Origin of the sequence: Actinotalea alkalitolerans (assembly GCF_023369855.1) — a bacterium.
Lineage (GTDB): Bacteria > Actinomycetota > Actinomycetes > Actinomycetales > Cellulomonadaceae > Actinotalea.
Window position 1 is genome coordinate 102,779 of the sequence record NZ_JAMBPP010000002.1, and the last position, 21,279, is coordinate 124,057.

At 69.1% G+C, this 21,279-nt stretch carries 22 protein-coding genes; 8 read left to right on the forward strand and 14 right to left on the reverse strand.

Annotated features, from left to right (window positions below; genetic code table 11):
- Positions 1-14 precede the first annotated feature (14 nt).
- The 5 genes from M1R94_RS02260 to M1R94_RS02280 all read right to left on the reverse strand — a co-directional run bounded on the left by M1R94_RS02260 (position 15) and on the right by M1R94_RS02280 (position 6,230).
- Complete coding sequence (locus tag M1R94_RS02260; RefSeq protein ID WP_249380046.1) at positions 15-1,016, reverse strand: 3-hydroxyacyl-CoA dehydrogenase family protein; 1,002 nt, start codon at positions 1,014-1,016, stop codon at positions 15-17.
- A complete protein-coding gene (locus tag M1R94_RS02265; RefSeq protein WP_249380047.1) occupies positions 1,013-2,959 on the reverse strand; it encodes a glycoside hydrolase family 127 protein in 1,947 nt (648 codons plus the stop codon). The genes M1R94_RS02260 and M1R94_RS02265 overlap by 4 nt, the downstream gene beginning before the upstream one ends.
- 71 nt (positions 2,960-3,030) lie before the next feature.
- A complete protein-coding gene (locus M1R94_RS02270; protein ID WP_249380048.1) occupies positions 3,031-3,933 on the reverse strand; it encodes a carbohydrate ABC transporter permease in 903 nt (300 codons plus the stop codon).
- Complete coding sequence (locus M1R94_RS02275; RefSeq protein WP_249380049.1) at positions 3,930-4,862, reverse strand: carbohydrate ABC transporter permease; 933 nt, start codon at positions 4,860-4,862, stop codon at positions 3,930-3,932. Before M1R94_RS02275 ends, M1R94_RS02270 begins: the two co-directional genes overlap by 4 nt.
- 90 nt (positions 4,863-4,952) lie before the next feature.
- Positions 4,953-6,230, reverse strand: a complete 1,278-nt coding sequence (locus M1R94_RS02280; protein ID WP_249380050.1) for an extracellular solute-binding protein — start codon at positions 6,228-6,230, stop codon at positions 4,953-4,955.
- Between the two features lie 450 nt (positions 6,231-6,680).
- Here M1R94_RS02280 and M1R94_RS02285 point away from each other — a divergent pair, with 450 nt between their 5' ends.
- Positions 6,681-7,361 (forward strand): FadR/GntR family transcriptional regulator, encoded by a 681-nt coding sequence (locus tag M1R94_RS02285; RefSeq protein WP_249380051.1) that lies wholly within the window; start codon positions 6,681-6,683, stop codon positions 7,359-7,361.
- A gap of 73 nt (positions 7,362-7,434) precedes the next feature.
- Here the strand turns inward: M1R94_RS02285 and M1R94_RS02290 are convergent, their stop codons facing one another.
- The 9 genes from M1R94_RS02290 to M1R94_RS02330 all read right to left on the reverse strand — a co-directional run bounded on the left by M1R94_RS02290 (position 7,435) and on the right by M1R94_RS02330 (position 15,369).
- A complete protein-coding gene (locus tag M1R94_RS02290; RefSeq protein ID WP_249380052.1) occupies positions 7,435-8,136 on the reverse strand; it encodes a DUF6994 family protein in 702 nt (233 codons plus the stop codon).
- Between the two features lie 158 nt (positions 8,137-8,294).
- Positions 8,295-9,131 carry an ABC transporter permease gene (locus M1R94_RS02295; protein ID WP_249380053.1) on the reverse strand — a complete coding sequence of 279 codons (837 nt, stop codon included), beginning with the start codon at positions 9,129-9,131 and terminating at the stop codon, positions 8,295-8,297.
- A complete protein-coding gene (locus M1R94_RS02300; RefSeq protein ID WP_249380054.1) occupies positions 9,128-9,895 on the reverse strand; it encodes an ABC transporter ATP-binding protein in 768 nt (255 codons plus the stop codon). The genes M1R94_RS02295 and M1R94_RS02300 overlap by 4 nt, the downstream gene beginning before the upstream one ends.
- Positions 9,892-11,253, reverse strand: a complete 1,362-nt coding sequence (locus M1R94_RS02305) for an amidohydrolase family protein (RefSeq protein WP_249380055.1) — start codon at positions 11,251-11,253, stop codon at positions 9,892-9,894. The genes M1R94_RS02300 and M1R94_RS02305 overlap by 4 nt, the downstream gene beginning before the upstream one ends.
- The gene (locus M1R94_RS02310) at positions 11,250-12,365 is read right to left on the reverse strand and encodes an ABC transporter substrate-binding protein (protein WP_249380056.1); all 1,116 of its coding nucleotides are present in this window, start codon (positions 12,363-12,365) and stop codon (positions 11,250-11,252) included. Before M1R94_RS02310 ends, M1R94_RS02305 begins: the two co-directional genes overlap by 4 nt.
- Positions 12,366-12,491: 126 nt before the next feature.
- On the reverse strand, positions 12,492-13,091 hold the full coding sequence (locus M1R94_RS02315; protein WP_249380057.1) for a helix-turn-helix domain-containing protein: 600 nt from the start codon (positions 13,089-13,091) through the stop codon (positions 12,492-12,494).
- A 725-nt stretch (positions 13,092-13,816) separates the two neighbouring features.
- Positions 13,817-14,380 carry a hypothetical protein gene (locus M1R94_RS02320; RefSeq protein ID WP_249380058.1) on the reverse strand — a complete coding sequence of 188 codons (564 nt, stop codon included), beginning with the start codon at positions 14,378-14,380 and terminating at the stop codon, positions 13,817-13,819.
- Between the two features lie 217 nt (positions 14,381-14,597).
- Positions 14,598-15,005 (reverse strand): DUF4260 family protein, encoded by a 408-nt coding sequence (locus tag M1R94_RS02325; RefSeq protein WP_249380059.1) that lies wholly within the window; start codon positions 15,003-15,005, stop codon positions 14,598-14,600.
- A gap of 34 nt (positions 15,006-15,039) precedes the next feature.
- Complete coding sequence (locus M1R94_RS02330) at positions 15,040-15,369, reverse strand: hypothetical protein (protein ID WP_249380060.1); 330 nt, start codon at positions 15,367-15,369, stop codon at positions 15,040-15,042.
- Positions 15,370-15,456: 87 nt separating this feature from the next.
- On the opposite strand from M1R94_RS02330, the gene M1R94_RS02335 reads away from it, so the two are divergent.
- The 7 genes from M1R94_RS02335 (at position 15,457) to M1R94_RS02365 (ending at position 21,270) form a co-directional block, all read left to right on the forward strand.
- Positions 15,457-16,356, forward strand: coding sequence for an ABC transporter ATP-binding protein (locus M1R94_RS02335; RefSeq protein WP_249380061.1), 900 nt, complete (start codon positions 15,457-15,459; stop codon positions 16,354-16,356).
- Between the two features lie 22 nt (positions 16,357-16,378).
- Entirely contained in the window at positions 16,379-17,098 is a 720-nt protein-coding gene (locus tag M1R94_RS02340; RefSeq protein WP_249380062.1) for an ABC transporter permease, read from the forward strand.
- Between the two features lie 138 nt (positions 17,099-17,236).
- Positions 17,237-18,082, forward strand: coding sequence for an alpha/beta fold hydrolase (locus tag M1R94_RS02345; protein ID WP_249380063.1), 846 nt, complete (start codon positions 17,237-17,239; stop codon positions 18,080-18,082).
- Between the two features lie 13 nt (positions 18,083-18,095).
- Positions 18,096-19,175 (forward strand): extracellular catalytic domain type 1 short-chain-length polyhydroxyalkanoate depolymerase, encoded by a 1,080-nt coding sequence (locus M1R94_RS02350; protein WP_249380064.1) that lies wholly within the window; start codon positions 18,096-18,098, stop codon positions 19,173-19,175.
- Between the two features lie 64 nt (positions 19,176-19,239).
- On the forward strand, positions 19,240-19,431 hold the full coding sequence (locus M1R94_RS02355) for a hypothetical protein (protein ID WP_249380065.1): 192 nt from the start codon (positions 19,240-19,242) through the stop codon (positions 19,429-19,431).
- A 176-nt stretch (positions 19,432-19,607) separates the two neighbouring features.
- The gene (locus M1R94_RS02360) at positions 19,608-20,345 is read left to right on the forward strand and encodes a GOLPH3/VPS74 family protein (RefSeq protein ID WP_249380066.1); all 738 of its coding nucleotides are present in this window, start codon (positions 19,608-19,610) and stop codon (positions 20,343-20,345) included.
- A gap of 520 nt (positions 20,346-20,865) precedes the next feature.
- A complete protein-coding gene (locus tag M1R94_RS02365; protein WP_249380067.1) occupies positions 20,866-21,270 on the forward strand; it encodes a hypothetical protein in 405 nt (134 codons plus the stop codon).
- The last annotated feature ends 9 nt before the right edge of the window (positions 21,271-21,279 follow it).

The window sequence follows — 21,279 nt, forward strand, 5'->3', positions numbered from 1 at the left end:
GTCTCATGAGGTGCTCAGCGCCGGGTGGGTGCGGGCCCGATCTCGGCCAGCAGTGCAGCCATGCGGCTGTAGGCGAGGCTCCGGTAGGCGACCAGGTCATCGACCTCCTGCGGGGTGTAGTCGCGCAGCAGGCCCTTCCCGTTCTTGGTGCCGTGCCGACCGGCTGCAACCGCGTCCGTCAGCGCGACGGGCGGCGCCAGTCGCTCGCCGAACGCTTCCCGGAAGGTCTCGAAGCTGTTGGCGTACACGTCCAGGCCGGCCATCTCCGCGATCTCGAAGGGTCCGAAGAACGGCAGGCGGAAACCGAACGTGGAGCGCACGATCGTGTCGACGTCCTCCTGCGTGGCCACGCCCTCCTCGACGATGGTCATGGCCTCCTTGAGCAGCACGAACTGCAGCCGGTTGAGCACGAAGCCGGGGACGTCCGCGACGAGCGCGCTCGAGCGGCCGGCGCGAGTCAGCATGTCTTGGACCACCGGGACCACAGCGGGGTCGGTGCGCTCCCCCGTCACGAGCTCGATGCCGGGGATGAATGGCGCCGGGTTGCTCCAGTGCACGGTGAGGAACCGGCGTGGGTCGCTGACCGCCTCTTCCATCACCGCGACCGGGATGGTCGAGGTGTTGCTGCCGATGATCGCGTCGGGCCGGGCGGCACCCGAGATGCGGCGGAGCACGTCGTGCTTCACCGTCGGGACCTCGCTGACCGCCTCCTCGACGAAGTCGGCGTCGGCCACGGCCTCCTCGATGGAGGATGCCGCACGGAGGTGCTGGCGGACCGAGCCCGTCGTGCCGTCGGGGAACAGGCCCTGGGCCTCGGCCTGCGCGGTCTCCCGCAGGATGCGCTCGAGGTGCTCCTGGGCGACCTCGGCCGAGACGTCGGCGATGGTCACGTCGAAACCGGCCTGGGCCAGCGCCTGCGCGATGCCGCCGCCCATGTAGCCGGCACCGATCACGGCAACGGTATGGATCTTCTCGATCATCGGGACGTGCTCCTTGTCATGTCGACGGATGGTCATGCGGGCACGTCGGTCCGGGGCAGCCAGACCCGCATGGTCGAGCTGCCACGGTTCGCCCACCGGTAGTAGGGGATGAGGGTGAGATCGGTGGGAGCGCCTGGACCCTCGCCGGCGCCGTCCCCCCCGGCGGTAGATGCCCACCCGCTGACAGGCGCGGACCGGACCGTGCCGCCGACGCGGACCGCCACGACGTCCGGGAGGCCGGCGGGCGCCGGCGCGTCGACCGGCGGCTCGCTCGGGTCGACCGAGACAAGGTCGAGGTCGGCGCCGGGGTGATCGACCGACTCCGCCGCGTACACCAGGGGCCCGCGCTCGACGGCGAGGCAGCCCCGCACGTGGTCGACGCGGGGGTCCGGACGGACCCAGCGGGGGGTGACGTCGAGCTCGAGCCGGACCTCGTCCCCGAGCGCCCAGGTACGGCTCACGGTCACCTCGCCCGACTCGACATCCCGTACCTCGTCACCCACGACCAGCGAGGCTCGTCGGCACCAGCCGGGGACTCGGAGGGTCAGGTCCCACGGGTCGTCGTCGGTCTGGGTCACCCGCACGACGACGGCGCCGTCGTAGGGGTAGCCGGTCGTCACTGCCAGGCCCACAGGGCGGCCCTGCACGACGACGTCGATCTCACCCGTCGCGTACTGATGCAGCTGGACGCCCGTGTCGTCGGTCGTGACCAGGTACGCGCCGAGGCTCGCCACGAGCCGCGCGACGTTGGTGGGGCAGCAGGACGTCGTGTACCAGGGCGCACGCGTCCCGTCGGTGCGCCGCAGGCTGGGCACGCCCGCCTCCGGCGCGATCCCGGGCGAACGTCGGTGCAGGGTGTTGACGTAGAAGAACGTCCGGCCGTCGGCCGACGGCGAGGAGACGACGTTGTTGTACAGGGTCCGCTCGATGACGTCGCCGTACCTCGGGTCGCCCGTGGCGAGCAGCAGGCGCCAGGCCACCTGGATCGACGCCACGGCCGCGCACGTCTCGGCGTAGGCGCGCTCGCTGGGGAGCTCGAAGTCCTCGCCGTAGGTCTCGCCGTGGTGGTTCGAGCCCATCCCGCCGGTGAGGTAGGTACGCCGCTCCAGCGTCCGGTCGAACTGCGCCCGGCAGGTGGCCAGGAGCTCGGTGTCCCCCGTCTCGACGGCAACATCGATCGCGCCAGCGGTCAGGTACAACGCCCGCACCGCGTGGCCGACAAGGACGGTGGCCTCACGGACGGGCACGTCGTCCTGGTAGTAGTCCCGTCCCTTGAACATCGTGTCGCCGAGACGCCGGTGCCCGCGCCGCTCCACGAACAGCCGGGCCTGGTCGAGGTAGCGGTGCTCGCCGGTCGCCCGGTAGAGCTCCACCAGCGCGGTCTCGATCTCCGGGTGCCCGTCGATCCCGTCCCGGCCTTGCGGGCCGAACTCCTCGCACACGTGGTCGGCCAGGCGACGGGCCACGCCGACGAGATCGGGCGCCGCACCGGTCCGGATCGCTGCGACCGCGGCTTGGAGCAGGTGACCGGCGCAGTACAGCTCGTGCCCCCACGCCAGGTCCTCGTAGCGGACCGGGCCCCCGTCGTACCCGTAGTAGGTGTTGAGGTACCCGTCCTCCGCCTGTGCGGTGGCAAGCAGCTCCGTGTACTCCCCGAGCCGGCGCCGGAGATCCTCGGACGGCGACCTGGCTTCCTCCCAGACCATCGCCTCCATCGTCTTGTAGATCTCGGAGTCGGAGAACTCCCGGCCTCGACGCCGTGTGCCGGCCTCGCCCTCGACCAGCGCACGGAAGTTGTCCACCCACCCCACCCGCTCCAGCGACGAGTCGCAGTGCGGAATGATCGACTCCCGGTTGAGACGCTGCACGTCCGCCCAGAAGCCTCCGGTCATCTGCACGGACGTCAGGGGCGGAGGGTTCAGTCGGTTCGGGACGGCCTGCGGGGAGGCGCCGGGCAGGACGGGGGCTACGACGGACACGTTGTCTCCAGGGACGGTCGGGGCACTGGGCCGGGTTCGGTGGGAGCGGACGGTGAGGCCCGCGGGACGGGTCAGCCGCGCACGGAGCCGGCGGTGAACCCTCGGACGTAGTGCCGCTGCAGCAGGATGAACATGAGCAAGCACGGGATCGCCGTCACGACGATGCCCGCCTGGAGCGCCCCGAGGTCGACGGTGCCGAGCTCGCCGCTGCGCAGGCTCACCAGGGCGATGGGCAGGGTGAAGTTCCTGCCGTCGGTGAGGAAGATCAGAGGCGTCAGGAACTCGTTCCACGCCGCGAGGAAGGCGAACATGCCGACCGTCACCATCGCCGGGGTGACCGCGCGCAGGAGGATGCGACGCAACGCGCCCAGGTTGGAGCACCCGTCCAGCAGTGCGGCCTCCTCCAGCTCCCGCGGGATGCCCTCGAACGCGTTGCGCATCATGAACAGACCGAAGGGCAGCTGGAACATCACCAGGACGAGGGCGACGCTCACGAGGGAGTTCTGCATCCCGACCCAGTTCAGCATCGTGTAGAGCGGGACCAGGATCGTGGGGTGCGGGACCATGAGGATGGCCAGCGCACCGATGAAGAGCAGGTTCTTGCCCGGGAACTGGAACCTGGCCAGCGCGTAGCCGCCGAGCACCGACACGAAGAGCGTTCCCACCACCGTGAGTGCCGTGACGACCGTGGTGTTCCACACGTACCGCTCGAGGCCCGCGCCGTACTCGATCAACCGGACGTAGTTGTTGGTACCGATCCCGCCCGTTCCGCCGGTGGCGCGCGGCCCGCTGATGGACGCCCAGGCCGACCACACGAGCGGACCGAGGAACAGCACCGTCAACGCGGCCGCCGTGGTGTAGAAGCCGGCGTCGGTGACCGAGCGCGTCAGCCCGCGCCGTCGTACGCGATCACGAAGGCCCTGCGATCGGGGCGGGGCAGCGGGGCGTCCGGGAACGGTGGAGGTGGTGGTCACTTCGGGTCCTTGTCCCGCAGCAGGTACAGCTGCGCCACGTTGATCCCGACGAGCGCGACGAGCAGCACCATGGCGATGGCGGCCGCACTGCCGAGGTCGAAGAGGGTGAAGGCCTCGCGGAACATCGCGATGACCATGGTCACTGTGCTGTTGGACGGCCCGCCCTGCGTGAGGATGTAGAAGGGCTCGAAGGCCAGCAGCGATCCGGTCACGCTCAGCACGAGCACGAGCAAAATGGTCGGCTTGAGCAGGGGCAGGGTGATCGAGCGGAGGGTCTGCCACCACGAGGCGCCGTCCATCCGTGAGGCTTCGTAGACCTCGACCGGGATCGCTTGCAGACCGGTCAGCATGATGATCATGTAGAAGCCGGCGAAGCGCCAGGTCACCATGGCCACCGTCGAGCGGAACGCGGCCTCCGAGCTGGACAAGAAGTCCGCGTTGCCCTCGACCAGTCCCAGCCCGCGCAGCATGTCGCCCAGAGGCCCGTACTCGTTGTTGTACAAGGCGTAGAACAGGAGTGCGGACGATGCCAGCCCTACCGCCGCCGGCAGCAGGAACGCGGTCCTGAAGAAGCCGATGCCGGGACGGGTGCTCTGGACCAGGAGCGCAAGGGCCAGTGAGATCACGAGGAAGATGACCGTGACGATCGCCGTGTACTTGATCGTGAACCAGATCGAGCTCAGGAAGAGCTGGTTCTCGCTGATCGCGACGTAGTTGTCAGGCGCGTTGAACGCGGGAGACCCGATCAGCGGCCAGTCGTTGAGGGACATCCACGCCGCCAGCACCAGCGGAACCACGAAGAGGATGACGACGAACAGGATCGCGGGGAGGGCGAACAAGAGGCCCGAGGTGGCTTCGCGTCGGGCGCGGCGCGCCGGTCCGCGCGATGCCGGCCCTACGCGGGCCGCTGCGACGGTCGAGCTGGCCATGGTGCTCCTCGATGAGCGTCAGGGAACAGAGGCAGGGGCGGTGCCGTCCGGGCCCGCGCGCCACCTCAGCGGCGCGCGGGCCCGGTCCGGTCAGCCGCCGAGGGACGCGGTGATCGCGCCGTTGTGCGTCTCGAGGGCGGCTGCGGCGTCGTCTCCGAACAGCGCGTCACGGAAGGCCGTCAGGGCTGGGCCGTTGGGGTCGTTGAAGGTCTGCCCGTAGTTCAACGCCTTCGGGGTGTCGCCCTCACCGACGAGCTCGTTGAGCGTGACGATGCGCGGGTCCTCAGCCGCGTACTCGTTGCCGGCGAGGTCGGCGCGGACGGTGAGCCATCCCTGCTGGGCGAACACGTCGACCTGCGCCTCCTCGGACAGGGTCCACGCGAGGAACTCCCACGCACCGTCCGGGTCATCGCACGAGGCGCTGATGCCGATGGCGTCGCCGCCGACGAAGGCGCTGCGGCCGCCGTCCACGCCGGGGATGCCCTGGACGCCGATGACGAGGGTGTCACTCTCGGGGACGGCGCCGATGACCGAGCTGCCGATCATGTAGCCGACGTTGCCGGTCGCGAAGACGTCGTTGCGGGTCGCGCCCGACTCGTCACGAACGCTCTCGGAAGAGATGCCCTCGGCGTCCATCCGGTTGAAGGCATCGAACACCCCGACTGCCTCGGGCGAGTCGAGGAGCGACTCCGTGCCGTCCTCGTTGAGCGCCTGCCCGCCTGATGCCCAGATCGCCGGGAAGTGGGTGAAGGAGATGCTGCCGGCATTGTTGCCGGTGTAGTACAGGCCGGTGATGTCGTCGCCGAGGGCGCTCACCGCCGCGGCATTCTCCGCGAGCTGCTCCAAGCTCTCCAGGCGTGCGCCCGGGTCGATGCCGGCCTGCTCGAGCAGCACATCGTTCTGCGAGATCACCGAGACCGAGACGTTGTGCGGCACGCCGTACACGGCGCCGTCCTGCGTGGCCAGGTTGATGTGACCGGGGGCGAGAACGTCGGCAAACTCGAGCGACTCCACCCGGTCGGTGATGTCCTGGAACAGGTTCTGCTGGAGGAAGTTCGGCATGTAGACGACGTCCGAGGCCATCAGGCACGGCAGCTCGTTCGAGCCGGCCGCGACGCCGACCTTCTGCAGGTAGTTGTCCGTCGGCACGACGGTCAGCTCCACCGGACGGTCGTGCGCCTCGTTCCAGGCGTCGACGAGCGCCTGGCTCTGCGGTGCGGTCGCTGCGCGCGCCCACATCTGCAGCGGCTCGTTCGAGCCGCCGTCGCCCCCGCCGCCGGCCTCGGTCTGGCCGCCACCGCACGCGGTGAGTCCCAGCGCGAGCACAGCCCCTGCTGCTGCGACGGTCATGGATCGGGTGTTTCTCATGGGGTCTCGTCCGTTCTGGACCCAGCGACCTTGCTGGTGTCCTGTCGTCCTGGCATCTGGCGGGCAGTCGGTCTGTCGACCTGTGCTGTGCGATCCGGGCCGCTGGTGGCCGCCCGTGGTCCCCCTCGAACGCCCCGAGGGTATACACATCAGATGAGTTCGGACAACACTTGGCGGGAGTTACGAGGCTCTTCGTGCGAGACAGCGTTCGTTTCTGGGCGAGGCGACGCATCGCCGACGAGTGGTGCTCAGATGAGTTTCTTGGCCAATGCCTGGTCTTCACCGTCGTCCTCTGTCATGATGTGCCGCATGACGAGCACGGAACCGGCGGCGCAGCAGGTCTCCGTGCCCGACGGCACGACACCCCCGCGGCCACGCCGAGCGGCTCAGTCCCGTCCCGGTACTGACGGGGGCAAGCACAGGCCATCCCGAGGCGGCCGGCTGGCAACCGTGGACGTCATCGAGCACCTGGAGCACGTCATCTTCAGTGACGGCCTCGAGGCCGGCGACTCCCTCCCGTCCGAGGCTGAGCTCGCAGCCGAGCTCGGCGTCTCCCGGCTGACCGTCAGGGAAGGGGTGCGGGCCCTCCAAGCCCGCGGGCTCATCGAGGTCGCCCACGGACGCCGCCCCGTGATCGCCCCTCCGAACGCCCGGCCCCTGGCTGACTTCTTCTCCGCTGCGGTGCGCCGCGACGCCCGCGGGCTGCTGGAGCTGGTCGAAGTCCGCCTAGCAGTCGAGGTGCACACCGCTCAGCTCGCGGCCCGCAACGCCACCCGTGCCGACCTGCTGAGCCTCAATGCCGCTCTCGAAGCGATGCGCAGTGCCGGCGACGACGAGGCGGCGTTCAACGACGCGGACCTGCGGTTCCACGCGGCGATCGCCACGGCCAGCGGGAACCGCATGCTCAACTTCCTCATCGAGGGGATGGAAGGACCGCTGCACAGCAGCCGGATGCACAGCACTCGGGGATACCTCGCGCGTTCCGGTGCGCTGGACACCCTCTTCGCTGCCCACCAGGACATCTACGAGCGGATCGCCGCCCACGACGCAAGCGGGGCGGCCACCTGCATGAAGAAGCACCTCGTTGCGACCCGCAACGACCTGCGCACGTCCTTCGAACTCCCCTCCTGAACCGTCGCTCCGCCACGGCGCCGTTCACGACGCCTGCCCCGACGCACAGCTTCGGGCTAGCGGTGCACGGGCATCAGGCCTGGACGTCCCATGCGGCGATCCGGCGGTTGCGTGAGCGCACGAACTCGATGCTGAGGCGCCGGTACTCAAGGTAGGTAGGCAGGTCCTGCGGTAGCGCCGGGGTCGTGAGGTCGGCGAACCTGGTGAAGGACCGGACGCCGTCGAAGTCGCCGGTCACCAGGTCCTGCAAGAGGAAGAAGTCCACGTAGCCGCCGAAGTCGCCGAACAGCGCAAAGGAGTCAGCATGGCGATCCAGGACGGCGGAGAGCGGGCTGTCCTCACGCCGGTAGTGCCGCCGGATGCACTCGAGCGTCAGGTCCATCCGGTCCGCGATGCGCCGGTGGAAGCCGCGCTCTCCGTTGATGGTCTGCTTGCCGTCGATCCTGTTTCCGGGGAAGACCATCATCCCGCCGATGACGTACACCACCGCAAGGAACGCCTCGGTCTCCTCGGCGGGCACGTGCCGGACGACGGGCTGGAGAGCAGTCCAGCCGGTGAGCGTCGTGACGACCGTGTCGCTGGCAAGGAAGAACTCACCGAGCTCGGAACGGTGGTACAGGTAGGAGTCCGCTCGCTCGACGGTCAGCGCGAACATCGCCCCGCCGGGGAGCGGCTTGCTCCACAGTCGCTGGTGGTAGCGCCGCAGCGTCGGGCTGTGGGAGTCCGGGTCCCGGCCGCCCGCGTCGCTACGGAAGTCGAACGACGTGTCGATCACCGCGCATCCCTCCCGCTGAGTTCTGAAGCCTCGCATGGGAGGCGTCACGTCGGCGAGCAGATCTGGTGGCACACCCGCCGGGCGGCAAGGACGTCACCGTGATCGACCTGATCTCGATCAGCGGTCCATCCAGCTGGTCGACCCGGCATGCGAACTCCTCAGTGCTGTTCCCACGTCACGACGAGGCGTCGCAGGAGCCGGACCAGCACGTTCAGTGCGATGCCGAGTGAGGACAAGATGATCAGCAGGGCGAAGACTGCTGGGGTCTCCATCCTTCCCTGTGCCTGGAGGATGAGGACGCCCAGCCCCCGCTGCGCTCCGACGAACTCGGCGACGATCGCACCGATCATCGCCGCGGCGACCGCGAGCTCCAGGCCGCTGAAGATCTGCGGGAGCGCGGCGGGAACGAGCAGGCGCATGCGGATCTGCATGGGCGTGGCACCGTTCACGCGGAACAGGTCGACGAGGTCGCGGTCCACGCTGCGCAGTCCGTGGATCGTGTTGACCAGCACCGGGAAGAAGGCCAGCAGCACCACCACGACGACTTTCGACGCGAGCCCGAAGCCGAACCAGATCACGAAGAGCGGGGCGATGGCCACCTTCGGGATCGACTCGATGGCCACGATGTAGGGGAAGACGATCCCGTACAGCGTCGGCAGCTGGGACAGCGTGACGGCGAGCACCAGTCCGAGCGAGACGCCGATCGCCAGGCCGAGCCCGACCTCGGTCATCGTCGCAGCGGCCGCATCGAGGTAGCGAGGGAGAGCTGCTGGGTCGAACAGGGCCGCGAGGACGTCGCTGAGGACGGGCACGACGTAGGAGGGTGTCTCCAGCATCTGCGGCAGGTACTGCCAGGCGACCAGCAGCGCCGCGAGGACGCTGAGTGTGGCGATGAGCTGCCGGCGCCGCGGGCTCCTGGTGCGGTTGCGCTTGGGAGGCTTGAGGGTTGTGGGGGTGTCGAGAGCGGTGTCGGTGGATTCGGAGGTTGTCGTCACGCTGCCATCACCTCGAAGTGTCGGCGGATCTGGGCGCTGAGGGCGGCGAACTCTGGGGTGCCCATGAGCTCGAGGGTGCGTTCCTTGCCGAAGGGGATCGTGATCTCCTCGACGATGCGGCCTGGTCGCGGGCTCATGACGATCACGCGCTCGGCGAGGAAAACGGCCTCGGGGATGGAGTGGGTGATGAGCACCGCTGTCTTGTGGGTCTCCCGCCAGATGCGGTTGACCTCGACGTTCAGCTGGTCACGGGTCATGGCGTCCAGCGCCCCGAAGGGCTCGTCCATGAGCAGCAGCGATGGCTCGTGGACGAGTGCTCGGCAGATCGCCGCGCGCTGCTGCATGCCGCCCGAGAGCTCGTGCGGCCGCTTGTGCGCGAAGTCGTCCAGCCCGACCATCTCCAGGAGGCCCAGGGCTGCTGCCCTGTCCCTCGCGGTCGGCCGCCGCTTGAGCGTCACCGGGAGCAGCACGTTGGCGAGGATGTCGAGCCACGGCAGCAGGGTGGCCTTCTGGAAGACCATCCCGACGTCACCGGACCGGTTCCCACCGAGCTCCTTGCCGCCCAGGATCCCCGTTCCCCCGGTGTGCTGCTCGAGGTTGGCCAGGATCTTCAGCAGCGTCGTCTTGCCGCACCCCGACGGGCCCACCACGGCGACGAACTCCCCTTCGGCGATGGCCAGGGTGATGCCGTCCAGGGCCACGACGTCGCCGGTGCGGGTCTGGTAGACCTTGTCGAGCCGGTCCAGCTCCACCAGCGGGCTCACAGCTCTAGCCCGTACACGTCGCACAGGTTGCGGTGCAGCACCCGCTCGGCGAGCCAGGTGGCCTGACGTGGGGTCCACAGTCCGTCCGTGACGCCGGAGTCCAGCACCCCGTCGAGTGCCAGCCGAGCTCGACGGGTCGACGCGACGTGAACCTCGGGTGAGCCGGTGTCGGTGCCGAACATGACGCGGTTGGCCGGCAGCAGCTCGAGCCACTCCTCGAGCACGCGGCCGACGGCGTGGTGGTGCAGGTAGGGCATCCAGGAGAAGTCCAGGTGGACGTTGCCGTTCATCTGCGCGAGCGCGGTGAGGTTGGAGGAGTAAGGGAAGCCGCCGTGGATGAGGATGACCTGCAGGGTGTTGAGGGCCGGGTCGCCGAGCAGGCCCTCGAGCAGCAGCGGGTTGGCGGTGGAGATCCGTAGCCCGGGTTCGGTGTGGCCGAAGCCGGTGTGGATCTGCATCGGCAGCTCTGCTGCCACGGCCCACTCCGCGATGAAGAACGCGAGGTGGTCGGCGAGCTCCTTGTGCGCCGCAGGGTTCAGGGCCGCTTCGGCCTCTCGACCGTCGAACGGCTGGTCGGCCTCGGCCTGCAGTGCCGACCAGGCACGTCGTGCGGTCTGGACGTCGGTGCGCACGAACTCCAGGCTCCGCACGTAGGCCGAGGCGATCTTCAGTCCGACGAACCCCTCGGCCTTGCGGCGCTCGAGGGAGGAGATGACGAAGTCCTTGTAGCCCTCGAGCGTCCCTGGCAGTGCCGTGCCTGCGATCTCGAGCTGACGCTGCAGCACCCGGAAGAAGATCCGGCGAAATCGCGGGGCGTCGGTTCCGCGACCCGTCCAGGCGGGGTGGCCGAACGGGAACAGGTAGGGGTCGATCCGGCCGATCGGCTTGTACCGCTCGTGCGGCCATGCCTCCGAGTCGATCTCAGGGATGTCGGTGAGCACGCCCGCCGTGCCCGACAGCAGCAGGGCCCGGTCATACAGGCCGACCGGGTCGTCGATCCGGGCCTGGCGGCTGACGGCGTCGATCGACTCGGGCGCGACCGGTCCGTAGAGCGCCTCACAACCCTCCTTGAGAGCGACAGCGTGAACCGTCGTCTCCTGGAAGAGCTCGCTCTGGGCGATGAGCCCTGGGATGCCGAGCCGGTCGCCCAGGGCCGAAGCGCCGTCCTCGTCCCCGGACTCCACCAGGGCCATGTAGTCCTGGTACTGCGCGTGCGGGATGTGTCCCTCGACGTGACCGAGGGCGTTCTCCAGCGTGTAGTGCCCGACCCCCGCGACCTGCTGGCCGGGCCGGACGTACCCGGCGTGGGAATGGTGGTCGATCGCGGGGATCCCGTCGGTGTAGCGCAGGGCGGTCATGCGGTCCACCCCTCGGCCTGCTCGATGACGGCCGCGCTGTCGAAGTCGTTGTAGCCCTCGACGAGCAGGTTCTGCACGTGTGCCTCGGCGTCGATCTCGGCGGAGATGATCCCGCTGCCGACGGCGAACTCGACCCACGCCGTCACGGCCTCGGGGGTGTAGGCGCCCCAGGTTCCGCTGCCGTCCGGGTCGCCGGCGGTCAGGAGCACGATCCGGCGCTCGAGCGCGGTGAGGTCGGTGGCGAGCTGCTCGTCCTCGGTGACGCCCGCCAGACGCGTCGCGGGGTATCCGTCGTACATGATCCGCAGAGCAGCCTCAGGGTTGGTGGCCGTGAAGAGCGTGGCCTTGGCCATCGCGCGACCGAACCCTTCGATCGCCTCGGGGTCGGACTCGAGGTAGTCGGGAGAGGTGAAGTACGTGGTCGAGAAGAGCGACTCGACCTGCGGTGTCGTGAAGTAGTTCAGCTCGACGCCGGTCGCCTCGAACGCGGCGTACTCGGTGTCCCACAGCGACAGCGCCTGAACCTGGTCGGCCTCCAGTGCCTGGAGCGCGGCCGCACCGGTGCCGACGGCGACGTTGGTGAAGTCCGTGTCCTCCTCCAGCCCCACAGAGGCGAGGATGCCGTTGGCCAGCAGCAGGTTGCTGCTGCCGAGGCTGGACTGACCGATCGACGCGCCGTCCAGGTCCTCGAGGGACTGCACGGGACCGTCGGCGAGCGAGACGATCGACCCTGTCTGCTCGCGGATGTAGTTGTAGACCAGCTGCAGATCGGTGCCTGCCTCGATCGACTGCCACAGCGGCTCGGACGGGGTCGATCCGATCTCGAGGGCGCCCGTGTTGATCCCTTGGATGATCGAGGTCGAGTCCGTGGTGTACACGATCTCCACCTCGATGCCCTCCTCGGCGAAGTAGCCAAGGTGCTCGGCCACAGCCATCGGGGAGTTGTTGGCGCCCATCTGGGTGGGAAGTCCGAACCGGATCGTGACCGGGTCGGTCACGGCAAGGGAGCTGTCAGCGCCCGGAGAGGCCGTGTCGGAGCCTCCCGAGCAGGCGGTGAGCACGGTGGTGACGAGGACTGCTGCGACCGCAGCGGTCATACGAGATCGGGACATGGGAGTACTCCTTGGCGTTGGACGTGGATCAGGGGGCGAGGGAACGGCAGGGGTCGGCGCAGCGCCCAGAGCGGACGCGTCGCTGCGGGTGGTGGTGCGATAGAGGGAGGGGTGGTGGGGGTGGTGTCAGTCCCCCAGGGCGACCGTTCTGGTGATCGGGGATGAGGGTGGTGTGACGACCCACACCGCCTCGGCGGTGTCGTCGCCGAGATTGATGAGGCGGTGCGGGACAGAGGTGCGGTACTCGATGCTGTCGCCCGCAGCGAGGGTCGAGGTCTCGCCGTCGACCGTGAACTGGAGACTGCCTCGGATCACGAGGCAGATCTCCTGGGAGTCGCCGTGGGTGTAGTCCTCGTCGCCGGCGCCCTGGCCCGGGGCGTACTCGGTGACGATGACCTCAACATTGCCGATAGGAGGTTGAGTGATCCCGTAGTGGGCCACGTTCCCGTCGGAGAACAGCCGGGGTCTGTCCTCGCGGCGCAGCACGCGACCGTGCCTCGGGGCGGGTTGGAACAGCTCGAGCCACGTCACGCCGAAGGACTCGGCGATCGACCGGATGACGGCGAGACTGGGGTTCGCCTGACCGTTCTCGATCTGGCTGACGTAGCCGGCACTGACCCCCGCCCGGGACGCGAGGTCCCGCATCGACATACCGGTGATGGCGCGCAGGCTGCGGACCCGCTGGCCAAGAGCGGCGTTGTCGGTGTCGGTCCCCGTGGCGGTCATGACCACTCCCATCGGTAAGCATGGCGTTTACTGGCCGTGAACTCACCGTATGCCAGACCCTGTTACGCGCAGTGGGGCGCGAAGTAAATTCCGTGTTGCTTAGCAGTAAGCGCAGCGTTCACCACCCCGAAGGCCCTCCCCCAGGACGGCGGTAAACACTCTCCAGCCGGCGATTCTCGCGGCGCAGCTGCACCAGCTCGTTCTGCTCGCTGCGTCTGGCCGGCCACGACGCCGTCGTCGACGTCGACCTGGCGCACCCAGCGCCTGACCGACTCCACAGAGATCTCGAGGTCGGCAGCGACTGGGCATGGCTCAGATCGCCGCGACGAGTGGCCCGCACGACATCACGCTTGACTCGGGAGGGAACTTCTAGCTTCTCGGCACGGTTCTGCGCACCGGTGCGCCCCTGACCGAGCCGGACATGGAAGCCCATGCACCAGCAGCCGCCCCAGACACCGTTGTTGGCCTCCACCAGCTCGGCGAACGCCGGCCACGTGGTCTCATCGAGCAGGCGGGGCTTCGGAAGCGCTTGCTCGACAGCTGCGGTACGACCACCCCCGCCGCCGGCCAGATCCTCGCTCAGGCCGCATCGCAGACAACATCACCGCCCGCGCCCTCAACCACCGCCGACGAGCCCTCCCCCCCTCGCTGCCCCCGGTCACTGTGACCGCCAGACCGCGGGGAGCGCCTTGCTCCCGCCCTTGAGCTCCACTGGACGGGCAGGCCTACAGGTTCTGCTCGAACTCGAGGCACTGCTGATAGCTCTCCACCGGGCAGAGCACCAGGGTGGTGCTGCTGCGCTCGCGGTACGGGCGACCCTCGACCCGGTACTCCACGTCGAAGCCCTCGATGATGACCATGCCGTCCTGGGGGACGGACACCGGCAGCACCACCTCGTAGTGCGCGTTCGTCTGCGGTGGCACCAGCTGTCCGGCGACCTCCAGCGGTGTCACCCCGGCAGGTGGCCATCCGGCCATGACGTCGAACCCACCGACGCCGAGCGCCTCGACCCGTTCCGGACCGAGCAGCATCGCCTCGCCGAGCACCTCGGCCGGAGGGTCACCCAGCACAGGGGTCAGCGAGACCAGCTCGATCGTGCTCGTCCTGCTGGTGTTCCCCAGGATCTGCAGCCCGTAGGTCACCGTGGACCCGGCAGGGAAGGCCTGCACGACCACCCCCGCCTCGTATGCGACGTCCAGCGGGCCATCAGTAGCGGGACGCGCCAGCAGCAATGCAGCGGCCCCCAGGGCTGCCACCACCACTGCCCCACCCAGCAGCTGGGACCTCACGTGATCCTGCTCACGGATGTGCGTCGCGTTCGTCGGGAGACCATTGCTCCCACACAGCGTGGAGGAGTCGGTGCCCTGGTTGACCCTGTCGGTGATGGTCTGCCCTTCGGGACGCAAGAGGTGGACGCCGTGCGGATGGCCTGGTTCGTACTCTGGCAGACGACAGGTGTCCAGGTGCGGGGTGAGGTGCCACCGGTCCACAGGTACGGCCGATCGACTAGACCGCTCCTGTGCGCGACCGCCGGTCGATCTGCCCCAGATGCGTGTGAGTGAACTCCTCCAGCTTCAGTCCGTACCCGAGTGCTCGATCGACGGCGACATGGAAGGCCCAGCACGCCGAGAGGAGGGCGAGCCAAGTCACCTGCTGGTCTCCAAGGTGCAGGGCGCCGTAGAGCGCCAGGACGAGCGCCGGTCCGGTGTAGTTGTGGACCGCGTTGTAGGTCGTCGCACCCACGTGGGAGTTGCGGAGATAGCCGACGGCTGAGAGGTCGAACAGGAGGAACGCGGCGAGCAGGAGCCACCAGGGCTGCCCGGACGCAAGCGTCACCAGAAGGAGCGCTAGGGCGATCGCCGCGTTCTCGATGCGCTGGATCGACACGGTCATCGTCGTGGAGGCGTTGCTCATCGTGGTGCCCTTCGTGTGTCGCCGTCGGGTGGACTCAGCCCGAAGGAGGGTTCCGTGCCATCAAGCTCGCACCGGTAGCGGCACCATCGCGTCGGTAGAAGCCCCTGATATCCGCACCGGAGTCTCGAAGCAGCTCGATCGCCTCGTGATGGTGCTCCTCGGCGACCGGCCCGGTGCTGGTCAGCGCGCGCGAGCGGGTCGCGAGGCCGAGAGCCCAGGGCGGATTGCAGGTTCGCGGGCGCGAGCTGAACTGCTCGAGGACGCGCGCCGCGACGTCCGGATGGCCAGCCCGCACGGCCGCCTCGACGAGCTCCAGCAGGCCGACACCTGCTGGCCCCGGAACGGTAACGCGCAGCGCCAACATCAGGGGTTTCTACCGACGCGACGGTGCCGCCGCCGGGCGAGCCTGAGGGCATGCCGCAGCCCGGCGAGACGAAAGGAACTGCCTGCCATGATCTCCAGCCCCGTCATCGAGGTAGACAAGCTCGACGTCACGTACGGCAGCTTCCAGGCGGTCACCGACCTGTCGTTCCACGTCGAGCGTGGGGAGCTCTACGCACTGCTCGGCACGAACGGAGCGGGCAAGACCTCGGCCCTGGAGGTCATCGAGGGGCACCGCAAGGCATCGTCGGGAACGGTTCGCGTGCTCGGCAAGAGCCCCACGGACCGCCGCGGGGCGCGACCGCGCATGGGGATCATGCTCCAGGAGAGCGGCTTCGCGCCCGACCTCACCGTCGCCGAGTCGGTCGGCCTGATCGGTCGGCTCTCCGGCCGCTCGGACTCCGTGCGCCGCCTGCTCGACCTCGCCGACCTCGCACGCAGGGCCGACACGCGCGTGTCTCAGCTGTCCGGCGGGGAGAAGCGCCGCCTCGACTTCGCGACCGCTGTGTACGGGCGGCCCGAGCTGATCGTCCTGGACGAGCCCACCACGGGGCTGGACATCCAGTCCCGGGACGCTCTGTGGGACACCGTGCAGCAGCTGCGCGAGGACGGCTCGACGGTCGTGCTGACCACGCACTACCTCGAAGAGGCCCAGCAGCGTGCCGACCGCATCGGGCTCATGCACAACGGCTCCCTGCGCCACGAGGGAACGGTGTCCGAGCTGACCCGGTCTCTGCCGGCCTCCATCCGGTTCTCCCTCCCGCCCGGCGTGCCGGCCCCGCCGCTGCGATGGGCTGCGCTCGCCGACCAGTCCTTCGAGATCGAGACGTTCCAGCTCCAGCGGGACCTCAAGCAGCTCCTCGACTGGGCGGACGCCCACGCGGTGGAGCTGAACGCGCTCTCCGCCGCACCGACCCGCCTGGACGACGTCTTCCGAGCCATCGAGGCCGAACCGGCTCTTGTCTCCTGACCAGCCTGAAGGAGAGAACCTCATGCTTCTCATCGCGCGCAGTGAACTGCTCCAGATCGTCCGCAACCGCGCCGTACTGATCACCAGCCTCGTCATGCCCGTGGCGGCGAGTGCCTTCTTCATCTACAACCGCGACGTGTTCTCCAGGATCGGCAGCCTCGGCTACATCGCGGCGGTGCTCGTCTTCACGATCGCGGCATTCACTCTCTACTCGACGACCGTGACGACGCTCGCCGCTCGCCGTCAGAGCCTCTTCCTCAAGCGGCTGCGTTCGACCGCCGCGAGCGACGCGACCATCCTGACCGGTCTGGTGCTCCCGGTCAGCGTGATCGCCGTGGTCCAGGTGGGGGTGATCCTGGTGGTCTTCGCGGCCGTCGGCAGCGCGCCCGCCGACGGCGTGCTGGCCGCAGCGGCCGTGGTCGCGACCTTCGCCATGATGCTCGCGCTCGGCATAGCCACGGCCGGCGTCACGAACTCTCCGGAGCACGCCCAGGTCACCGCGCTCCCGCTCAGCCTGGGGGTCATCGCCGTGGCGAGCTGGGTGGGGATCACAGGTACGGAGAGTCTGACCCTGCTGAAGCGGCTGCTGCCCGGCGGGGCGGCCACCGAGCTGGTGGTGAGCTCCTGGAACGGCGGGGCAGAGCTCGCCGCCACGCTTCCGCTGCTCGCCGTGACCCTCGCATGGGTCGTGGCGGCCATCGCGCTCGCCTCCCGGATGGTCCGTTGGGAGCCACGCCGATGAGCCACCTGACGCGCAGCGGCCTCCACGCCGCAGGGGAGGACGACGTACCGCTCCGACCGATGGACGGGGGCGAACACACACACAGGGACCGCCAGTGAGGCCGACTGCTCTCGCTGGCCACGCGAAAGGAAAGGGATCATGGGATACATCACCGTCGGGAACGAGAACAGCACGCCGATCGAGCTCTACTACGAGGACCAGGGCGCGGGCCAGGCTGTCGTCCTCCTCCACGGGTACCCGCTGAACGGCCACAGCTGGGAGCGCCAGATGCGCGAGCTGCTCGCCACCGGGTACCGCGTCATCACCTACGACCGTCGCGGCTTCGGCCAGTCCACCAAGGCCGGGACCGGCTACGACTACGACACGTTCGCCGCTGACCTGAGCACCGTGCTGGAGACCCTCGACCTGCGCGACGTCATCCTCGTCGGGTTCTCGATGGGCACGGGCGAGCTCGCCCGCTACGTCTCGCGGTACGGCCACGAGAGAGTCGCGAAGCTCGCGTTCCTCGCCTCGCTGGAGCCCTTCCTCGTCGCCCGCGACGACAACCCCGAGGGCGTGCCGCAGGAGGTCTTCGACGGGATCGAGGCCCAGGCGAGAGCCGACCGCTACGCCTGGTACGAGCAGTTCTTCTCCAACTTCTACAACCTCGACGAGAACCTCGGCCGCCTGATCAGCCAAGAGGCAGTGACCGGCAGCTGGAACGTCGCCATCTCCAGTGCTCCGGTGGCGGCCTACGCCGTCGTCTCCTCGTGGATCGAGGACTTCCGCGCCGACGTGGAGGCGGTCCGCGCCAGCGGCAAGCCGACACTGATCCTGCACGGCACCGCCGACAACATCCTTCCCATCGACGTCACGGCCCGCCGTTTCCGCCAGGCGCTGCCCGACGCGCACTACGTGGAGGTCGAGGGGGCCCCGCACGGGCTGCTGTGGACGCACGCCGACGAGGTGAATGCAGCCCTACGCACCTTCCTCGGCGCGAGCTGACGAGAAGGGCACCGTGAAGAAGGGGTCACGCACCGTCACGACGCTCGCGTCCGACCCGCCTGATGCGGAGCGCCCTCGTCGGCGACGGCGATGGCCGTGGGTCACTTCCAGCGTCCTCGTGGTCTTCGTGGTCGTCGTCGGCACCGCCACGGCGGTCTTCCAGCTCGGCCTTCCCTGGTGGATGGAGGTAGGAGATCGCAACCACGTGCATGAGGGCGAAGCCGGTTCTCTGCGCTACCAGGTCCACCTTCCGCCGCAGTACGACGGCACGACCCGACTGCCGACGGTGATGGCGATCCACGGCTGCGGGATGACCGGCTACGGATGGAACTCGATGAAGGCCACGACTCAGCTCAACAGCCTGGCCGACAGCGAGGGCTTCATCGTCGTCTACCCGACGCAACGGGTTCTCCGCGACGTGTTCAACTGCTGGAACTCGGCCGACCCGCGAGAGCAGCACCGCCATGACGGAGAACCCGCGCTGCTGGCCGGCGTCGCCCGGGAGGTCGTCCAGAAGTACGACGCGGACCCGGGCCGCGTGCACGTCGCCGGTGCCTCATCCGGCGCGGGGGCCGCCATCATCCTCGCCGTGACCTACCCCGACGTCTTCGCGACCGTGACGTCGATCGCCGGCGGCGAGTACGGGTTGAACCAGGTGGACCCGGGCGACCCCGACTCCACGCCACCGGACGACACCGCACGTCAGGCGTGGGCGCAGATGGGCGGCCGGGCGCGGACAGTGCCGCTGCTGGTCGTCCAGGGCGAGCAGGACGAGGTCGTTCCGCCCCTCGTCGGAGACCGGCTCGTCGAGCACTGGATCGCGGTCAGCGACCTGGTCGACGACGGCCTGCTCAACGGCAGCCTCGACCTGGTCGAGGAGACCACGACGGTGCCCGCGGAAGAGGGCAGATACGCGTACTCGCACACTGCGGTCACCGCGCCGGACGGCACGTCCGTCGTCGAGGCGTACGTCGTCCAGGACCTGGGGCACGCCTGGCCGGGTCCGGCCGGCGACGGTCTCTTCACCGATCACGCCGGTCCCGACGCCAGCGCCATTGCCTGGGACTTCGCCCGACGCCACCCGAAGGGATGACCCCGATCAGAGCGCTCTCTGACGTCTCGACCACGACCCACCGGACCACGGAGGAGCAACCGTCATGAACGACATCGTTCTCAAGGCCACAGCCAGGAGCTGGGTCGGTCTTGCCGTGCTGGTCCTCCCGCTGCTGCTGATCACGATCGACGGCACTGTTCTGGTCCTCGCCGCCATCTGGGCCCTCGTCACGCTCCGGGGTGTAGCCGCGAACCAGGACCTCGCCGCAGAGCACGAGCACGAGCTGATGCACTGACCGCGGTCACGAACGCACATGGTGGTCTCCGACCGGCTACCGAGGACGCATCCGTCTCGCCGCGGTGCTCGACCTACCCTGCTGAGCATGGAGGGCGCTCCGCAGGGCGCCGCTACCCGGCGCACCCTGCGGACCGATCGGTCGGAGCTCCGGTTCACAAGCGAGAGGAAGAACCGATGACTCAGCCTCCTGAGGATCCCCGCGTCGAGGGCGCGGCCGAGACACCCGGCGGGGCGAAGGCCCCGGACGCACCGACTCTGGCCGAGGACCTCCTTCTCCTCCTGTTCCAACCCGCCTCAGGCACCATCGCCGGAGAGACCACGCTCTACTACGTCCTCGCCGGGGCCGCGCTCGCCGACCTCGCCCTCGACGAGCGCGTGACGACCACGGGGGCCCGGACCGGGACCGAGAGCATCGAGGCGGTCGACGGTCGGGCACCGTCGGACGAGATCCTCCTCGCTGCCTGGGACTACGTCTCCGAGCGACCCCGCGACGTCCAGACCCTCCTCGCCGCCATCGGACCGACGCTCCGCCAGCCTCTGCTGGGGCGTCTGATCGCACGTGGTGACCTCCGCAAGGTGAGCCGCAAGGTGCTTGGCCTGCTCACCACCACAGCTCTCGAGGACGGCGGGAACGGGCGCCGGCTCGGACTCCTGGAGGACGTCCGCGACGTCCTCGTCGACGGGGCGGAGCCGACACCCCGTACCGCCGCGCTCGCTGCACTGATCTGGGCGAGCGGCACGCTCCCCCAGTTCGACCCGTGGATCCCCTGGACCTCGTCCGTCGTCACCCGCGCCCAGGAGCTCGAGCGCGGGAGCTGGGGCGCAGGAGCCGCCGGCGAAGCGGTCACGCGCACCACTTCCGCGATCATCGTCAACAGCGTCGTCGTCGCCACCGCCGCCCTTCCCCGGTGATGAGTACCCGGGTCACGGGCACGGGTCGCGTGGTGTGCGTGCAGCGTGCGTCCGTACCGCCTCGACCGACCCTTCGGGCCCGAGCGCTTGCGCTACGCCGACGCAGAGCGGATCGAGGTCCGGTCGATGGACTCTGAGGGAGAACGCGGCGCCCGGCGGGACGCGCGAAGCCCGGACACGGCCATGCACTGAAGAGATAAGCCTCGCGCTCCTTGCTCGATCTGCTCACGGCACTCGGGTCGCCCAGGTGCCGTCAGGGCGCACTCTGGCAGGTGAACCAGACGCAGCCGCGACGACCAGTCGCCGCCGTAGGCGGTGGCGAAGAAGCTGTAGTCGACCGTCACCTCGACCGGCTCGGCGTTGCGGTCCAGCACCTCGGCCTCGACCGACAGACCTCGGTTCGGACTCAGGACCTGCGTCGGCGTCGGCGTCGGCGTCGGCGTCGGTGTCAGGCTCGGTCACCGGGTCTGTGAGCCGTGGTGACCCGCACGCCGCGCGTACACCAGGGCACCGTGCTGTCATGGAGGGGCACCCGTTCGACCCACCAGGAGGCACCGTGCGTCGTCGTCCCGCAGCTCTGCTGGTTGCCACCTGCCTCGCCCTGACTGCTTGCGGAGGAACCGGTGAGCAGCCCGACCCGCCCGACTCGCCGTCGCCGGTCGGCTCGCCCGCCCCGACCGAGGGCGCCGAGGAGTACGGGGCTTTCCTGGACCAGGTGAGTCAGATCGACGAAGGGCTTGTTGGTGGGCAGGTCGTGGAGTGGGCGCAGGAGATCTGTGCCGAGATCGACGACGGAGCCACTCAGGACGACGTTCACGAGCGCGTCGACGAGCTGTTCAGCCAGGGCGCCGTCGAGGAGCTCACGCAGGACGACGTCGCGGCGATCGGCGACATGATCGAGACCAGCGTGTGCAGCCCGGCCTGACCGTTCTCT

Bases quoted from the DNA above. Each gene is read 5' to 3' on its own strand.
- M1R94_RS02330 (WP_249380060.1), bottom strand. From the start codon at position 15,369: ATGTTGGCGCTGCGCGTTACCGTTCCGGGGCCAGCAGGTGTCGGCCTG.
- M1R94_RS02335 (WP_249380061.1), top strand. From the start codon at position 15,457: ATGATCTCCAGCCCCGTCATCGAGGTAGACAAGCTCGACGTCACGTAC.
- M1R94_RS02360 (WP_249380066.1), top strand. From the start codon at position 19,608: ATGACTCAGCCTCCTGAGGATCCCCGCGTCGAGGGCGCGGCCGAGACA.
- M1R94_RS02305 (WP_249380055.1), bottom strand. From the start codon at position 11,253: ATGACCGCCCTGCGCTACACCGACGGGATCCCCGCGATCGACCACCAT.
- M1R94_RS02365 (WP_249380067.1), top strand. From the start codon at position 20,866: ATGGAGGGGCACCCGTTCGACCCACCAGGAGGCACCGTGCGTCGTCGT.
- M1R94_RS02310 (WP_249380056.1), bottom strand. From the start codon at position 12,365: ATGTCCCGATCTCGTATGACCGCTGCGGTCGCAGCAGTCCTCGTCACC.
- M1R94_RS02275 (WP_249380049.1), bottom strand. From the start codon at position 4,862: ATGGCCAGCTCGACCGTCGCAGCGGCCCGCGTAGGGCCGGCATCGCGC.
- M1R94_RS02315 (WP_249380057.1), bottom strand. From the start codon at position 13,091: ATGACCGCCACGGGGACCGACACCGACAACGCCGCTCTTGGCCAGCGG.
- M1R94_RS02355 (WP_249380065.1), top strand. From the start codon at position 19,240: ATGAACGACATCGTTCTCAAGGCCACAGCCAGGAGCTGGGTCGGTCTT.
- M1R94_RS02345 (WP_249380063.1), top strand. From the start codon at position 17,237: ATGGGATACATCACCGTCGGGAACGAGAACAGCACGCCGATCGAGCTC.
- M1R94_RS02280 (WP_249380050.1), bottom strand. From the start codon at position 6,230: ATGAGAAACACCCGATCCATGACCGTCGCAGCAGCAGGGGCTGTGCTC.
- M1R94_RS02340 (WP_249380062.1), top strand. From the start codon at position 16,379: ATGCTTCTCATCGCGCGCAGTGAACTGCTCCAGATCGTCCGCAACCGC.
- M1R94_RS02325 (WP_249380059.1), bottom strand. From the start codon at position 15,005: ATGAGCAACGCCTCCACGACGATGACCGTGTCGATCCAGCGCATCGAG.
- M1R94_RS02260 (WP_249380046.1), bottom strand. From the start codon at position 1,016: ATGACCATCCGTCGACATGACAAGGAGCACGTCCCGATGATCGAGAAG.